The 16,293-nt window shown below is 53.7% G+C and carries 14 protein-coding genes and 4 pseudogenes; 8 read left to right on the top strand and 10 right to left on the bottom strand.

Annotated elements, in window-relative coordinates; genetic code table 11:
• Positions 1-21: 21 nt before the first annotated feature.
• The 8 genes and pseudogenes from KJF94_RS30125 to KJF94_RS30500 all read right to left on the bottom strand — a co-directional run.
• A pseudogene (locus KJF94_RS30125) lies at positions 22-153 on the bottom strand (DUF2256 domain-containing protein); the annotation flags it as partial.
• On the bottom strand, positions 150-1,688 hold the full coding sequence (locus KJF94_RS08780) for a cryptochrome/photolyase family protein (RefSeq protein ID WP_214382627.1): 1,539 nt from the start codon (positions 1,686-1,688) through the stop codon (positions 150-152). The gene KJF94_RS08780 and the pseudogene KJF94_RS30125, both read right to left, overlap by 4 nt.
• Positions 1,689-1,713: 25 nt before the next feature.
• On the bottom strand, positions 1,714-2,019 hold the full coding sequence (locus KJF94_RS08785; protein WP_214382629.1) for a DUF6482 family protein: 306 nt from the start codon (positions 2,017-2,019) through the stop codon (positions 1,714-1,716).
• Between the two features lie 14 nt (positions 2,020-2,033).
• Complete coding sequence (locus KJF94_RS08790) at positions 2,034-2,744, bottom strand: SDR family NAD(P)-dependent oxidoreductase (RefSeq protein WP_214382631.1); 711 nt, start codon at positions 2,742-2,744, stop codon at positions 2,034-2,036.
• A 35-nt stretch (positions 2,745-2,779) separates the two neighbouring features.
• Entirely contained in the window at positions 2,780-3,340 is a 561-nt protein-coding gene (gene folE, locus KJF94_RS08795) for a GTP cyclohydrolase I FolE (RefSeq protein ID WP_214382633.1), read from the bottom strand.
• A gap of 178 nt (positions 3,341-3,518) precedes the next feature.
• A complete protein-coding gene (locus KJF94_RS08800; RefSeq protein ID WP_214382635.1) occupies positions 3,519-3,950 on the bottom strand; it encodes a thiol-disulfide oxidoreductase DCC family protein in 432 nt (143 codons plus the stop codon).
• Between the two features lie 67 nt (positions 3,951-4,017).
• Positions 4,018-4,545, bottom strand: a pseudogene (locus tag KJF94_RS30495) (methyl-accepting chemotaxis protein); the annotation flags it as partial.
• A gap of 600 nt (positions 4,546-5,145) precedes the next feature.
• Positions 5,146-5,658 (bottom strand): annotated as a pseudogene (locus tag KJF94_RS30500) (MCP four helix bundle domain-containing protein); the annotation flags it as partial.
• A gap of 218 nt (positions 5,659-5,876) precedes the next feature.
• Between KJF94_RS30500 and KJF94_RS30505 the strand changes: the two are divergent.
• The 3 genes and pseudogenes from KJF94_RS30505 to KJF94_RS08815 all read left to right on the top strand — a co-directional run.
• A pseudogene (locus tag KJF94_RS30505) lies at positions 5,877-6,117 on the top strand (IS3 family transposase); the annotation flags it as partial.
• A gap of 372 nt (positions 6,118-6,489) precedes the next feature.
• A complete protein-coding gene (locus KJF94_RS08810) occupies positions 6,490-6,954 on the top strand; it encodes a DUF3429 domain-containing protein (RefSeq protein WP_214382639.1) in 465 nt (154 codons plus the stop codon).
• Positions 6,951-8,270: an ABC1 kinase family protein gene (locus KJF94_RS08815; protein ID WP_214382641.1), complete on the top strand. Its 1,320-nt coding sequence runs from the start codon at positions 6,951-6,953 to the stop codon at positions 8,268-8,270. The genes KJF94_RS08810 and KJF94_RS08815 overlap by 4 nt, the downstream gene beginning before the upstream one ends.
• A gap of 250 nt (positions 8,271-8,520) precedes the next feature.
• Here the strand turns inward: KJF94_RS08815 and KJF94_RS08820 are convergent, their stop codons facing one another.
• Complete coding sequence (locus KJF94_RS08820) at positions 8,521-8,763, bottom strand: AbrB/MazE/SpoVT family DNA-binding domain-containing protein (RefSeq protein WP_214382643.1); 243 nt, start codon at positions 8,761-8,763, stop codon at positions 8,521-8,523.
• 727 nt (positions 8,764-9,490) lie between these two features.
• Here KJF94_RS08820 and KJF94_RS08825 point away from each other — a divergent pair.
• The 5 genes from KJF94_RS08825 (at position 9,491) to KJF94_RS08845 (ending at position 15,113) form a co-directional block, all read left to right on the top strand.
• Entirely contained in the window at positions 9,491-9,709 is a 219-nt protein-coding gene (locus KJF94_RS08825) for a hypothetical protein (protein ID WP_214382645.1), read from the top strand.
• 682 nt (positions 9,710-10,391) lie between these two features.
• Positions 10,392-11,192, top strand: a complete 801-nt coding sequence (locus tag KJF94_RS08830; protein WP_214382647.1) for a Hachiman antiphage defense system protein HamA — start codon at positions 10,392-10,394, stop codon at positions 11,190-11,192.
• 1 nt (position 11,193) lies between these two features.
• Positions 11,194-13,659: a DEAD/DEAH box helicase gene (locus KJF94_RS08835; RefSeq protein WP_214382649.1), complete on the top strand. Its 2,466-nt coding sequence runs from the start codon at positions 11,194-11,196 to the stop codon at positions 13,657-13,659.
• A 656-nt stretch (positions 13,660-14,315) separates the two neighbouring features.
• Positions 14,316-14,558, top strand: coding sequence for a restriction endonuclease (locus tag KJF94_RS08840; protein ID WP_284681152.1), 243 nt, complete (start codon positions 14,316-14,318; stop codon positions 14,556-14,558).
• A gap of 90 nt (positions 14,559-14,648) precedes the next feature.
• Positions 14,649-15,113 (top strand): hypothetical protein, encoded by a 465-nt coding sequence (locus KJF94_RS08845; RefSeq protein WP_214382654.1) that lies wholly within the window; start codon positions 14,649-14,651, stop codon positions 15,111-15,113.
• Between the two features lie 297 nt (positions 15,114-15,410).
• Here the strand turns inward: KJF94_RS08845 and KJF94_RS08850 are convergent, their stop codons facing one another.
• Positions 15,411-16,034, bottom strand: a complete 624-nt coding sequence (locus KJF94_RS08850; protein ID WP_214382656.1) for a hypothetical protein — start codon at positions 16,032-16,034, stop codon at positions 15,411-15,413.
• Positions 16,035-16,293: the final 259 nt, after the last annotated feature.

Genomic DNA, 16,293 nt, shown 5'->3' on the forward strand with positions numbered 1-16,293 from the left:
GGAGGGGATGACATGGCATCCACTGCTTCTGCGCCGTTGGCAACGCTCCGAGCAGTAGCGCACCTCAGCCCAGCAGCGCGCCCATTTCTTGCGCCATGCGAAAGGCAATCCGCAGACCGCACAGGTTTTGATCGGTAGTTCACTCTTCTTCAAAACGACTCCCCGACATCCAGTTTGGCGAGCAGTTTCTGGCCACGATCCCAGAGTGCTTGCTGCTTGGATTCAGTCATACGATCGAGGTTTTTATAGGCCATGCCCATACGCTGATTGCTACGCAGAAGGTCACCATGGCGTATTAGAAAATGCCAGTAAAGCGAATTGAAAGGGCAGGCGTCGTCGGTCGTACTTTCACTGACTTTGTACGCACAATTACGGCAGTAGTCAGACATGCGCTTTATATATTGACCACTGGCGCAGTAAGGCTTGGAGCCCAGGTAACCATCATCGGCGTGCATGACCATACCCAATGTATTGGGTAGCTCGACCCAGTCGAATGCGTCCATGTAGATCGCCAGGTACCAGTCGCAAATCTGGGGCGGCGCGATGCCCGCCAGCAACGCAAAGTTGCCGGTCACCATCAGCCGCTGGATGTGGTGGGCATAAGCATGTTTCAAACTTTGGCCAATCGCTTGGCCCATGCAATTCATCTTGGTGTCGCCCGTCCAATAGAACTCTGGAAGCGGTCTGCTGTTGCCAAACAGATTGCCACCGGCGTAGTCGGGCATTTTCAGCCAGTAGACACCCCGTACATATTCACGCCAGCCAATGAGTTGACGGATAAAGCCTTCGGCAGCGTTTAATGGAATGTTGTGCGCCCAGTAAGCAGCCTCGACGTCGCTGCACAATTGACGTAGATCCAACAGGCCAATATTCAGCGCGGCGCTGATCCGCGCATGGAACAGGAAAGGTTCATCACTAGCCATCGCATCTTGGTAGTCGCCGAAAGCAGCGAGGCCCCAATGGAGGAAGTAATCCCACAACGCTTGGGCATCGGCGTGGGTGACCGGGTAATCAAAAGTGTCGAGTGCGCCGTAGTGGCTGGAGAAGTTTTTTGCGACCAGCTCAAGCACTTCCTTGGTGATTGCATCGGCTGAAAATCGCACTGGCGAGGGAGCTCTCACTCCTTTGGGCAGTGCCTTGCGGTTTTCGGCATCAAAGTTCCAGGCACCGCCGACCGGGCTGCCGTCGCCGTTGAGCAACAGACCACTCTTGCGTCGCATCTCACGGTAGAAGAACTCCATGCGCAGCTGCTTTTTGCCTTCGGCCCAGGACGCAAACTCGAGTCGGGTGCAGAGAAAACGGGTATCGGTATGCCACTGAATCGCCAAGCCGCAATCTTTGATCGACTGCTCCAGGCGCCAGTCACCGCATTCTGTCAGGTGCAACTCATCCGGCTGCAGCAGCGACTGCCAGCGCCGTAACTCGCCCGGCACCGAGCCGCTATTTTGCGGATCATCGAGCGTGACGTATTGCACGCGGATGCCGCGCTGCTGCAACGCCTCAGCAAAATGGCGCATGGCACTGAAGATCAGCGCGATTTTTTGCGGATGATGGGGCACATGGCTGGCTTCCTCCATCACCTCCACCAGCAAAACCGTATCGCGCTGCCTATCCAGCCCCTTCAATGAGGCCAGGTCAAAAGACAACTGGTCGCCCAAGACCAGGCATAGTCGGTGAGTCTTATACATTCGAAAGAGTCCAACGGAAGGTGACTCACCAAGGCGCAGCCAGCGAGAAAGGAATGCGTAACGGCTCAATGCGCCCTTCACGTGAGCCGCACATCTCGTCATGGACGCACTGCTGCACAAGCACGCAGGGAAATGGCGGGACAAACTGCAACAACTCACGCAGGTGATTGATGGAGCGAAGGCGCATAGGCTTTGCTTCGTCGTCCAGCAGTGTGAACTGGCCTTGATCCAGCCCGACTCGCGCCAGATAAAAACCGCCTTCCAGAGACAGCAGCTCCAACTCTCGTACTTCGCCATTCGCGCCCCGTTCGGTCAACGCTTGCAGATTCAAGGTTCACTCCCTGCCTACCACGGTAGGCGTTCTCCGTTATAAGCAAAGAAATTGCCGCTGTCGGCAGGCGCCAAGCGGTCAATCAGTGATAACAATTCGCGGGCAGCGAGGCTTGCAGGCCTGGCGGCAGAAGCGCCTTTAAAGGGCTGGGACAGGCCCGAAATGACCGTACCTGGATGAAGACTCAGCAAGCGGGTCTGAGGGCGTGTTCGTGCTAGTTCGATCGCAGCCGTTTTAATCAACATGTTCAACGCTGCCTTGGAGGCGCGATAGGCGTACCAGCCGCCCAAACGGTTATCGCCGATACTGCCCACCTTGGCGGAGAGCACTGCCATCGCGCCACTAGGGTCAAGCAATGGCAGAAAGTGACGCAAAACCAGCGCAGGCCCGAGTGTGTTGACTTGGAATATCGCCTGGAGCGTATCCGCTTCAATAGCGGAGTAGCTTTTTTCAGGCTTGATGTCGTCGCGGTGGAGTAGTCCTGCGGCATGCACGATCAACTGATACGGTGCTTCCTTAGTCAATTCTGCGGCCGCCCTGGCGATACTGTCGGGCTTTTCCAGATCCAAACTTGGAACACTGTTGCGCCCCAGCTCACGAACGCCCGCACAACGTGGATCTTTATTGAGCAACTCACAAAAAGCCGAGCCGAGCGCTCCACTGGCGCCTATCACTAAGGCACGGTAGCCGTCGCCAAGGGAGTTCATCTTGAAGGAACTGTTCATTGAGCCTCTCCCACGCCTTGTGCGGATTTTGGGCCTTAACTGCGTCGCCCAATCAGTTGCAGGAACTCGAGACGCGTAGCGGATGACTCGCGAAAGGCCCCGAGCATCACTGAGGTCGTCATCACCGAGTTTTGCTTCTCCACGCCTCGCATCATCATGCACATGTGCTTTGCCTCAATAACCACAGCCACACCGGCGGCATCGGTGATGTGCTGAATGGCGTCGGCAATTTGTTTTGTGAGGTTTTCCTGAATCTGTAAGCGGCGGGCAAACATATCGACCACTCGTGCGACCTTGGACAGGCCCATTACCCTCCCTGTGGGGATGTACGCGACATGAGCCTTGCCGATGAAGGGCAGCAGGTGATGCTCACACAATGAATACAGTTCGATATCGCGCACGATGACCATTTCATCGTTTTGCGATTCGAACAGGGCACCGTTGGTCACGTCTTCCAAACTCATCGTGTAGCCGTTGCAAAGGTATTGCATCGCTTTGGCTGCGCGCTTGGGCGTGTCCAGCAGTCCTTCACGCTCAGGGTTCTCGCCTACGGCGACAAGAATTTCACGGTAATGCTTGGCTATTGATGGGTTCATTTAGATTCCTGGCAGCCATGCTGCGCTTAATGTGGCGGCAATACTTGGCAGTAGGGGAGTGCCTGCTGCGCACCAGAAAACACGTTGTTCACCAGATCAGCTATGACCCAGGTTCTTCGTCCGGCCATGACAAAGCGAAGCTTTCTAGGTCTGCTTTGTTTTCAAAGTGGGCCGCTCGTCAGGTGCGGGGTTTTGACTCCGGCACCCCGCAACGGTCATCGACACAGCGACGGCGGCCATCAGGGTGAGGAAGCCACGCCAAATGGGGGCGTAAGCGGCAGAAGAGGCGATAACCTAAAGCAAGAAGCGGTCGGATGGCACGCCATGTCAGTGGCGCTGCCCAAAACCCCAAACCGGCGGCTCGCCAGCTCCACAGGGTGGCGTCCAGGCCGGTTACCCAGCGGCCATCGGCGAAACGGGCGTGCAGCGAGGACTGCATTTGCTCGAACGTGAACCCGAGTGCCTTGGCGTCGAACGCACCGCTGCTGATGTCAATAAATAGCAGTCGACTCTCTGCGGCGTGTCGATTCAGGATCTTGATTTCGCGCGCACACAGCGGACATTGACTGTCAAAGTACAGCGTCAGTGGCCAATCCTTTTTATTGTACATTTATAGCGACCTTGTATAGGTTTTGCACAAGATATGCCGAAAGAAAAGGACTGACAATGAGCGCGCCCTAAGCCACGCTGAAAAATGCGACCTTCAGGGTAAGACGATCAGCAAGCTGCGCTAACTCCTGGCTGGCCGTGGCAACTTCACGAGAGCCAGTTGCCGATTGCACCGTTGAGCTATGGATGCGCGTGATATTTTGCGCAACGTCTTCGGCCACGACGCTTTGCTGGATAGATGCGCTGGCGATTTGGGCATTCATGTGGTTTATGGCGCCGACTTGCTGGCTAATTTTAGCTAACGCCGTCTGGGCGTTGCGGGTTTGCGCAACGGTGTGGCTTACCAGTTCGCAACTATTACGCATGGTTTGTGCAGCAGTTTCAGTACCGCTCTGCAGGGTGCCTATCATTTCGCGAATTTCCCGCGTCGACTCCTGAGTTCGATTAGCTAGAGAGCGCACCTCATCGGCCACAACCGCAAACCCTCGGCCATGCTCACCTGCTCGGGCCGCTTCGATGGCCGCGTTAAGCGCCAACAGGTTAGTTTGCGTGGCAATTGAATTGATTACCTCGATCACTATTTCGATCTCTTCGCTGCGCTTTGACACCTGCTCTACGGTATTGGTGGTTTCAACCAGTGTGTTCGCTAATTGTTCGATAGCGAGAGTGGTGTCCGCAACGACGCGATTACCGCTTATAACTTCAGCATCGGCTAGACGCGTTGCGTCCGCTGCTTGAGATGCATAGCCCGAAACTTCATTGACCGTTGCCGCCATTTGCGTAATTGCAGTTGCCACCTGCTCGGCTTCGCGGGTCTGCAGGCTGATTTGATTGTTATTGGTGGACGATGTGGTCAACAGTTGCCGAGATGAATTGTTGACCTCTTGGGCCGCAATACGAACTTCACTAATGGTATCAGCCAAACGGCTAAGGGCAGTTTTCAGAACGCCCATCACGCTGTTCGGATAATCGGTAACGATCACTTGTTGCAAATCGCCTGCGGCCAACCGTTGGATAGCCTGTGCAACCTGAGTCGGATCAGCACCCAGCGTTGACTTGACGAAGCGGATAATAGAGATCGCCAAAATAATGCTCAGCAGCAGCGCTATCCCGGTGGCCATGAGCATCAGTCCTCGAAACTCACTAGCGGTGGCTTGTACCGCACTGAGTTGGGTTTTGATCGAGGCTTCTTCATAGTCAATCAGTGCATTCACGCGTTTCAACCACTCGTTATATTCACCGGAGGTTTGGCGCAGCAGCAAAGCCTGTGCACCAGAAATATCCCCGGCGCGACGCAGGGCAATTACCGATTTGGTAGAAGCTAGCGTTTGCTTTTCAATGTCTTTAATCGCCCGTAACAGCTGTTGCTCCTGCGATGTTACTCCTGCAATTGCGAATAGCTGATCCATTGGTATGGCTGAATCGGAGTAGGCCTGCTCTAGATTTACAACTTCATTGAGGTGGACGTTTAAGTCTTGTTCACTATCCACCAACACTGCGTCCCGAATAGCAATGGCCCGATTGTGCACGCTTCCGCGAAAGTTAATAGCGTAGCGTTGAATTTTTGCCGCATTTTTGCTTACGTCTTCCAGGGTGGAATCGATAAAACTCACACGTTGAATGCCCACGGCGGTGATTAGTATGAGGAGCGACACAATTACGGCGAAGCCAAGCCCTATGCGCGAGGCTAGTGAGATTGAGTTTTTCATGGGCTGAGCTCTTAGATAGACCCTGTACGGGCAAGACGTGGTGGTTCTGTTTTGCTATCCATGTCAAGGGCTACTTGTGTGCCTCTACCGCCCTTTTGAAAGTGACGAGAGCCCCACGAGGCACGAGCGCGAGCAGCTGGTGATCGCTGACTGATGGCAGAATGGCACACATTGCAGAAAACCTATACACGAATTTAGTTTTGTATAGGTTTTACCGCTTCTCGCAAAGTCGAGCCACTGCTGGCAGTCGCAGTCTGGTTTCGGTGATGCACCAAGATGGCGAGCGGATCAGCTCGTAAAAAGCTACGCGGCCCGATGAGGGAACTGGGATTGGTCAGCGAGAGCCCGGGCTCGTATGCTTAAAAGCGACGGTGAAACGACCAGATATTTCCGAACATTTGGGGTCGTGATTTCCATGTTCTAGCGCCTAATCAAGTCTGGTGCGGCGCCATCACCTACACCGCGCCAAGACTGACTGCAAGCAGTCTTCGACTACCAGGCAAAGCACAGTTGGCGCGGTTTTCCTATTAATTTTGGTTTCAAGAATCTGTTGATTGCATTGGAACGCTTTAAAAACCCGCTCACTAAGAACTGGAGACTGGAAGGGTTCTAGGGTGTGGTCGACTTGGTAAATGCAGGCACTGAGCATGATCTCAAGGATACGAAACTCCTCATATGCCGTCGCCTGCTTGCCCGAAAAGCAATGGGGCAATGACCTAATTCTACAAAGCGACTCATTACGCTGACCCCAGCTTCGGATCGCCATCAATCTCGCCCAAGCGTTGCTTTTGGGCCTACAGTCTTGAGTGTCGCTCACTGCAAGGAATACAAATGAACGCGTTGCCTTCAACCTCTCTGCCAAAGCACGTCAGCCTGCTGGGTTATGGCGGTCTGTTGCCGTTTATTTTTCTGCCGCTGCTGATCCCGTTCTCTCTCGACTATCGGCCGTTGTTTGCGATTGCGCTTGTTAACTATGGCGCAGTCATCCTGAGCTTCGTCGGCGCCTTACACTGGGGCTTCGCCATGACCGTGAAAGACATGAGCGCCGAGCAGGGCAGCGACCGGTTCATCTGGAGTGTCATTCCTGCGCTTATTGCTTGGATTGCCACGTTAATGCCAATGCCATTGGGTTGCTTGCTGCTGGTCATCGGCTTTGTTGTCCACCTCCGGCAGGACAGGCAGATGTTGCGGGTTACGAGCTTGCCTGCCTGGTACCTGCCGATGCGATTACGGCTTACCCTCGTGGCGAGCGTCTGCTTGCTGCTTGCCGCGATCGTTGAGGCGCTTCATTCATGAAGCCTCGTGAGCCCGGCTCGTTGCCCGTGCCTGGCAGCCGCTTATCGCGCTTGATGCGTTTAGGCAGTTTGGCCTCGGGCGTCGCGGGCGGCATGCTAGCCGAAGGCGCTCGGCAGTGGGTTCAGGGCAAACGTCCGGCACTCAGCGAACTGCTGTTGACGTCCAGCAATGTGCATCGGGTGGTCGAGCAACTGTCGCAACTGCGTGGCGCCGCCATGAAGGTTGGGCAGTTGTTATCGATGGATGCAGGTGATTTGTTGCCGCGCGAGTTCAGCGAAATCCTTTCTCGTCTGCGTTGCGACGCTCATCCTATGCCCATGAGCCAGTTGGTGGCAGTCCTCAACGAAAGCTGGGGCAAGGGCTGGGAAGGGCGCTTCGAACGGTTTTCCTTCACGCCATTGGCGGCAGCGTCCATCGGCCAGGTTCATGTTGCGAAAGGAAAGGACGGCCAAAGCCTGGCGATCAAGGTGCAATACCCTGGCGTGCGCGAGAGTATTTCGAGCGATGTGGATAACGTTGCTACCTTGTTGCGCATGTCCGGGATGCTGCCTAAGGGCATGGACGTCGCCCCATTGCTCCAAGAGGCCAAGCGTCAGCTGCAGGATGAAGCGGACTACATGAAAGAAACCGAGCACTTACGGCGCTTTGATCAACTGTTGGCCGACAGTCATGACTTTCTGGTTCCTCGTGCGTATGCCCAGTTCAGCACGCCGAATATTTTGGTGATGTCCTTCGTTGACGGAGTAGCGGTGGAGTCACTAGAGCACGCGCCCCAGGCAGAGCGCGACCGGATCATCATGTTGCTATTCGGCCTGTTTCTGCGCGAGGTGTTCGAGTTCCAGTGCGTGCAGACCGACCCTAACTTTGCCAATTACCGTTATCAGCAAGGCTCCGGCCGGATGGTGTTGTTGGACTTCGGCGCCACGCGACTTTATGACCGCAACACTACCGAGGCTTATCGCCGCTTGCTGATTGCAGGCCTGCATGAAGACCGTGCCGCCATCACCAATGCCGCGCTGGACGTCGGCTACTTTCAGCCTGAAACGCTGCCCAAACACCGAGCGGTGCTCACTGATCTCATTACACAGGCCTGCGAGCCACTGAGGCATCAAGGTGCCTATGACTTTGCGACGTCTGACCTGGCCGTACGCCTGCGTAATACCGGTTGGGAACTAGGTGCCGACCGCGACTTCTGGCACGCGCCACCTGTGGATGTACTGTTTCTGCATCGCAAGGTGGCAGGTTTGTACCTGTTGGCCGCGAAGCTGAAGGCGCGGGTGAATGTCCGGAGGCTGTTCGAGCCTTACGTGATTTGAGCGCTTTATGGGCGATAAATGCTCGCCTTGGGTACCGCTACCGTTTAACCATGCCTTTGCATAATTCTCGGCCCGCAAGTATCTGATCTCTGATTCAATTGGCGATTTGCTGGGCTGCGGAGCTATAGCTACATCGGCTATCGCTCATTCGGGCTTAAGCCCGGCTCGACCCAAAGTCTTCATATGCCCTGAGCGATTCACTCCGCAGTTGGCCTTCCACGATTGATTCGAGAGGCGCATTGCCGCTGCCTCATTTTTCCGGGGCGTCACCAAGCCGTCCGCTATCCCAGGCTTCAGTGAGCTCGTCTATTCGATCCGAGATTTGAGGCTTTTTTGATAGGACAAGGCAGCGCGTGTTGCCGACAAATTCTTCTATCAGATACACAGAATCGCCGACATCCAGTTCGAGCTCCTGCAGCGCTTCGTCCGGAATTCGAATTGCGCCGTCACCATCCCATTCCTCGATCGTCACTTTCATCGGTGGCTTTTTCACGTGTGGTCTCCATTGGCTGAATCTGCAAGCTGTTCAATTTAGAGATTCACGGCGGTAGGTTTACAGATCTGGATAATCGTCCAGCCTAAGGCTAGGAGCCCCCGTGTCTCGAGACTCACGCTTAGGCGTATGTATCAATCCGGCTTCGGCATCTGCACGCATCTGCTCGAGCTCTTTGCGAAATGCCTTGTCCTGAACCGTGGGTTTGCTGGTGTACGGTTTGCGCTCTGGTTCAGGCTTGGCTGCATAAGTCGTTAACGCGTCTGGGTCATGCTGCAGCTTCTCTTGGACTTGCGACTCCAGCATCGCACGGAGGGCGTCTTTATCGGGACGGGTAAGCAATTTGTTACTCCTAGTTGGCGGTCAGTGATTGGCTCATTGGATGGTGAAAGACGGGAGTCCAAGCCCTAACTGTAACCGCCTGCGGTGAATGACTTTATAAAGTTTGAAAATAGCAAAAACAGGACGCACGCCTCAGCCTAATGTTGGTGCCGGCAACGGTTTGCCAAGTCGGCTCACGATAGACTGAGGGTTGTACCGCGTGGCCGATTGCGTCGCAGTTCAACGACGTGTACAGCATGATGAGCGTATAGGGTAATTGACACCTCATGAGGCACCCTCCAGCTAGCTTCAAATCAGCCGGTAATTAAGACCTGTTCGTACAACTGAAACACTGACGAAACATTCCGGCCATATGATTCGCCCACTGAAATCTAGGAGATTGGAGATGAATCGGCCATCAAGAAGCATGCGCAAACTGCTCGACTCCGTAGCCACCAACAATGAGGTTGCGGCGCTTGATGTGATGCGTGCTGCTGAGCAGCTCCAAGACGAGGTGCTTCGTCAACGTTTACTCAACATGATTCACCGGCTCAACCAGGACGCCAATGATTTGCGAATGGCGCGTGACGAAATCCAAGGCGGGGCCATTAAGCTCGCGTTATAGGTTTCTCAGGAGTTCTGCGTTCGCTCCTTCGGGCCAACGAGGCCCGGCTAAAGGCTAGATGAGGTTGGTCGCATATCACCCTAAAATGCGTGTGCAACGACGATTATGTAGTGCCTTAAACCTGCTGGGGCTAATCGGTGAACTATCGCGGGCTCTAGAGCATCTCTGCCGCGTCGCGGCCGTATTAAAACTTCAGTGGCTAGACCGCTGGTAATGTCCTAGCCACGTTCGTCAAACCATTAAGGGATGGAGGCGAAAATAGAAGCCCTGGAGCCGCGAACCTCCGGGGCTTTGTTTTTCTACTCGGTAGCCACGTAGGCATTCAACATTTAGCTTCACTGGGGGCTGAGGTGGCGGGCTCCGACAGCGTGATGTACGGATCATAGCTGTAGGCGAAAACTGATTGTGAGCCAGGCGTTAGGGATGGCGAAGCCCCGCTCCGTAAGCATTGGTTCTCCGACAAGTTACGCCGAAATTTGCACAATATTTTGTTTACCTGTCCCCTCGATCACGCTAATTTGCGGCGAAGATGGCACGGTGCCGCTATCGTGCATCTCATGATTCACCTTGGTACACGTTTATCTCTGCCGAGTTGGTACCTACCCTGACTCAGGGATGGATCATCAAATGTGCGTAGTAGCCGCATCGGGATTCTGCGGCTTCGGCTCTTCTGGGAAGTGTTATGGACGGCGTCAGCTTCAAGCAGGTAGACCAATATGCCCTGTGTTGTGTCGAGAATTTTTCTGATGAGCTCAAGCTCGCTCTGAGGGAGAACCTTACACGGATCTGCCATGGCGCTGATCAGGCCAGCAAGGACAGGGCGATCTACAAATACCCTGCGACGATCAAGCATTTCTGGAACGAGCGCTACATCAAGAAACCCTGGGAAACCCGGATCGGTATGCTGGGCGAGCTTCTGTCCCACGTCATCATTCTGAAGCTCTTCCCCGGCTTTGACGTCGTCTCGCCGTTCTTTAACATGGAAGAAAAGAGCATCCGGAAAGGGTTCGATCTCCTCCTGTACGAGACCTCCACCAACAACGTCTGGATCACCGAGGTCAAGTCGGGCGGCAGAGGGGCAGACAAGACCTCTTGCTCGGCCACCAGCGCGCAGTTGCGCCTGGCTCGGGATGATCTCAAGAAGCGCTTGGCTGAGCCAGAGCTCAATCACTGGCTCAACGCGATCAATGCCGCGAAAAATGCCATCCACAACAAAGCCAATTACCGTGACTCCGTCATTGAGATTTTGGAGCTGGAAGGTGATTTAGCCGAAGAAAACGGTGCGACCGCTTTGGACAACAATGTGTTTCTCATCTCCGCTCTGTTCAGCGATGTCACCCAGGCCATCGCCGAGAAGACCGTGTCGAAATTCACCACCAAGCTTGTGGCTGATGCGGTGTTCAAGACGGTGTGGGTGCTATCCCTTCACAAGGGCACCATGGAAAAACTGGAAGAGTTCTTGAGGCTGGAGGCGAAGCAGTAGCATGGAAGAGCTGACTATCAGGAAGCTGGGCAACACCAAGTTCAAGGGCCTGTACTTTCAACTTCTCAAGGGAGACGAACTGGGTAGCACGGAGACAGTGAAGCTTTTGGCTATCGCAGTGCTCCTTCTTAATCACAAGACCCCCGAGATTCGGCGTCTTGGCTACCGCATCATCCTGTTCTACGGGAACGCATCAGGTCAATATCAGGCGCTGTACGATGTTGCACTCAACAGTGGCCTGCACCCTGTCTCAGCAGTGATCAGCAGCTACTTTTCCGAGGACGACCATCGTAGCGAATCGTTCATCAGGAACATCGTAGGGAGTTACATCGATACCTTCCGCGATCAAGGCATTGTGCTGACCGAACAACAGGACGCCCTGCGGACATTCATTCAGTCGGAGTACCGTAAATCCTCAGTCGTTGTTGCTCCGACCAGCTATGGCAAATCTGAGCTCATCATTCAGTCGGTGAAGGAAAATCCGGAGCAGCGGGTGCTGATTTTGGTACCCTCGAAGGCCCTGCTGGCCCAGACGAAGAAGCGTTTGATCTACGCGGACATTGAGGGGCTAGGTAAGGTGGTAACCCACCCCGAGATGTATTCGGTGGAACGGGATAACAAGGCCTTTGTTCTGACTCAAGAGCGGCTCAACAGGCTCCTGAACGAGAACGCCGGGCTGAGCTTCGATATGGTCTTCGTCGACGAGGCCCATAACCTGCTGCAGAGTGACCGCAGAAGTGAGTTACTCGCTGCCATGCTGTGCATCCTGGGGGCTCGTAACGCTGAGACGGCGTTCAAGTTCCTAACCCCCTTCCTGTGCGATGAACTCAATGTCCGTGTGCGCTTCCTGGACATGATCCCGAGCGGGTTCAAGATAGACGAGTACATCAAGTCTGAGCGTTTCTACATCAGGGATTTCAGGGCAGGGAAGGGGCAGACGAAGCTCAAGCTCTACGACCATTTCTTGAATGACTGGATGGAGTTCGATAGGAAGTATGCCAACTGCTTCGAACTCATTCAGGGCGAAGCACTGTCCAAAAACATCGTTTATGGCAACAAGAAGAAAAGCATTGAGTCATTCGCGGTCGAGTTGGCTGCAGTACTGCCGCCCGTGGATTGCCCATTGATTCAAACGGCCTGCGGCGAGCTCGAAGAGCTGTTTGATCGGCGCTACAAGCTAATCGGCTGCCTGCGCAAAGGGGTCATGTACCACCACGGTTCGATTCCTGACACCATCCGCCTGTACCTGGAGAGCCTCTTCAGCAGCTCCAAGCAGATGAAGGTTCTGGTCTGCAACTCCACCCTCCTTGAAGGGGTAAATCTGCCGATTGAACGGCTTTTCGTCTTTGATTTTTTCAAAGGGAAGAACAAACTGACGCCATCTCAATTTAAGAATTTGGTGGGACGCGTCAACCGGTTTAGTGAGGTGTTTGCTCCTGGCGCTGAGGCGGCGTTAAGAAAGCTGGAGTCCAGCATCTACCTCTTGGGTGTGGATGGTTACACTCGCGGGAATGCAGCTCTTGAAACTTTCTACGATAAGTCTGTCAACGTCTCCAAGGTGGTTAAGGACACCGTCAGCAACGTTCTGCTTGAAGCAACTAAGATCATCGATGGAAAGGTGTCGGATCTCTACGACGATGCCGTGGCTCGCCTAGAAAATTTGCACCCTGGCGTGGTTCAAGATCGGGAGTGTAGGTATGTCACTACTCAGGTGGGCAAGCTTCTAATCGCGAACAGCGTTAGTGAGATTGATGTGTTCTCAGAGGAGGAAGCTATCGAGCGAAAAATTAAGCGAGGCATTGAGGCGAACGGCCCGATCAATACCGTCGACAGGCTCATGCTTGCCATTTCCAAATCATTCATTGATCACTTCGATGAAAGCCGAGAGTACAGCGATCTGATCCGTCTCAAGCAAGAGGCCGCTCGGAACTTCTACGCCATGATCTTGGATTGGAAGCTGAAAAAACACAGCGTGAAGCAGACGATCCGATCAACGCTGGCGTACTGGAAGAAACTGGTTGAAAACAGCGCCAGCGATCACGTTTTCGTAGGCAAGTGGGGCGACACCAAGTATCGGGACAGCAAGTACGAAAACTGGGTCAGAATTTCTAAGAAGGATGACGCCGAGCGGATCAACCTGGCAATCGTCCGGCTCAAGGATGAAGATGACTTTTTTGACAATAAGATTTTCAAATTCGTCGAGGTTTTGAATGGCGTAGGCGCCTTGGATCCTGGGTTCTACAAGCTCATCAAATACGGAACGGCAGATGACACTAAGATCAAGCTTATTCGCGATGGGTATAGTCATGGCCTGGCGGATATGTTGCTTGAAAGGTATCCCGAAACTTTGCGAGCAGCACCCAGCGGCGAAATCGAAGTGAGCCCTCGTCTCGTCAACATGATGGTCGCGAACGGGGAGAGCGATCTGCTGATATTTGAAGCCAAAATGAATCTCAAGCCAGCCTGACCGAAACTCCTGGTGAACGCGTGGTAGGTTGCTCAGGAGAGCCAGCCAAGCGATTCATCACCGGTTACTACTCGCGGTGTAGGTTAGGCACGCACTAGCCGACTTACCGGAGGCGCTTATCGTTTAAGCGCTGCAAGTGTCGGATCTGGCGTCATCTGACGCGATGAAGGCTTTCCAGTATTTGTCCAGCCGTCGCAGCGCATCGCGAGCAGCGGCACTGGCATTTTCATCTTTATCATTCTCAGCCGATTGCAGAGTATCACCAGGCGCCACGCTAGATGGCGCTTATCCTCTCGCATTGCGTATGTCACCAACTGTTCAAGCTCGTCAGGTCGCTTTGATGAACACAAGTACATGGCCTGCATGATGGGTTCCACAATGCCGCTATTCACGCACAGTACTGAGCCAACGCCTGAAATGTGGTTGTATGAAGGCCAAGCATGTCTCTGAGGTTGCGGGGCGCCGGTTTGAAAATCAGATCTTCAGAATTGCCCCAGGTGGCGACAATTGACAAGTTCACCGACATACCACCATCGCCCATGTCCATGAGCGTCATTGCCAAGTGGCTCAGTATCAGCCAAGGCTGTATATCCCTAGACAGCCGCTCGTTCATTCCTTCACCGAATTGAATACGTACGCCTTGCCGAAACCTTCCAATACACACAAAAGCCAAACACTGGAATGACAAAGCCCCAGTGAACAACATCTTCGAGCAGCTAATCGACGGTATAGAGGCGGCGAACGCCAATCTAGGGATGGTTATCACGTCCGGCACAATTGCGGAAAGCGCTGTAAAGGCGGCCGAGGAATACGCCGAAGCTACGGGGATTCAGATCGAACTGGTCGATGGTGATCAGTTCGCGAAGCTTCTGATCGAGCAAGGCATTGGGAAGTGGTGACCAGCATCTCTCTTAGTTGACTACGAACACCCGGACTGAGATCGTCCCTATACGGATCCTTTCACTGCCAGATTCAAGGATGTAAAGCCAATGGCTAGCCTGAACTACACGACCGCTTTTAATCGCTACAAAGCAAAGCTTGATAACCCTAATTGGGCCGTTTCCGCCATTTCCGCAGATGGCGCTCTGGTGATCAGTTGCTGGGAGCAATACTTCGAACGCCCGGCGGGTGGGGTTCTTCGATATGTCGACTCACTGTCGCGGTGGAACGGCAGCAATCGTGCGGGCTGGAACTTGCTGCGAAGACACCTTGAAATGACCCTGGCAGGGAAACTAGAAGTTAGGCTCGTGCTTGCAAAGACCGATAATCCTGCGGCGGTTGCGAAGGGTGGTGATGCCAGCAAACTGAACAACACCTTCTCCATACGGGAAGACCTGATTGGTCGTCTCACCCACTATGATGGAGATCGCTTCACGATTGAGTTTCGTAAGTCATTGCAATCGCCAGATACCTATCTGTCACAGGCGTTAGCAGATGCCAAGCTTAAGGGTTGAGCTACCGGAAGGATGAAGAATGTTGTGTGATTCTTGGATGCTGAGAAACTCATTTTCTTGAGGGATCGCAGCACAACGTGGCGACGCAGGAAAGGGAAATCACCTCAACAGTGGCCTGCCGCGGTTGGGTATCCGCGATGCCCAAACTGGCATCTAACAGCGCAGGTACGATATTGGACTGTTCACTTCGGGGCTGATTCGCGAATGTGTGGCCCAATCCGAACAAGAAATTTTTGAGTGCAGCGCCCAAGGGCCGTCAGTAAGAACTAATACTGATAGTTAGCCTCTGGGCGTACGTCAGTCATCGCAGTTTGGTCGCAAAGGCTTCCGCACCACGGGATGAGGGCTAAATTCGTCATTCACCCTTTGCATCCAGTCTAGGTTTTCTGGCTGTCTAGCGGAGCCTAAAACGATCCGTACTGCGAATGCTCGGCACTCCTCAAGCAGTGAATTTGGGATCTGTTCTAACAATCCTTTGTATTCTTCAACGTTACCGTCACGGTAGTCATACAGGTCTGCGCACCAAAGGCTGTAGACCCACTCGCTGATATCTTCGTCTGTGTGTATCGAGGTGTTGGCTAAGGATTTGACGAAGGCGTCTACGTGCTTGCGCTCACGCTTGGCGAAGCCGCGAGTCGTGAGGCTGAAAAATTTTAGTGCCTTGATAGCCTGACGACTTTTCCAGGTTAGGACGTCAATTGATTCGGAATCACGCATCAATGGCACTAATTGATATGGGTTCAATACCTCTCCTGTATCAGGGGCCACTGCATGCATTATCCGGTCGAGATTGAATGTCCGACGCTCCTCTCTGGTATGGCAAAACGCATCAATATTGGACTCGTTCTCCTTTCGTAGATCCGAGATTTCACGCTCCGTAATCTGGCCTGAGCCATCCTGATATTTGATGAGTACGCGCATCACTGCTCCTGTTATCTGCAGTCCGACTTCCAGTCGACTCTGGTTGTAGTCTAGGGTCAATCATATTGGCCACATAGGCAATTCAATGATTCAACCTTCGATGTGCACACCGAGGAATTGACATGTCTGTTCTATTTTTTCTTCCCTGGGTTACAACTGCGAAGGAAGTACAGCTAGGTAGGATGAGGGTGATACCGTAAGTACCTGGTGAGGCACCAGGACAACCCCATGGGTTTGGTCAGGAGGTGCTTGATGCCAT

It is taken from the genome of Pseudomonas hormoni (genome assembly GCF_018502625.1).
In the GTDB taxonomy this organism is placed as follows: Bacteria; Pseudomonadota; Gammaproteobacteria; order Pseudomonadales; family Pseudomonadaceae; genus Aquipseudomonas; species Aquipseudomonas hormoni.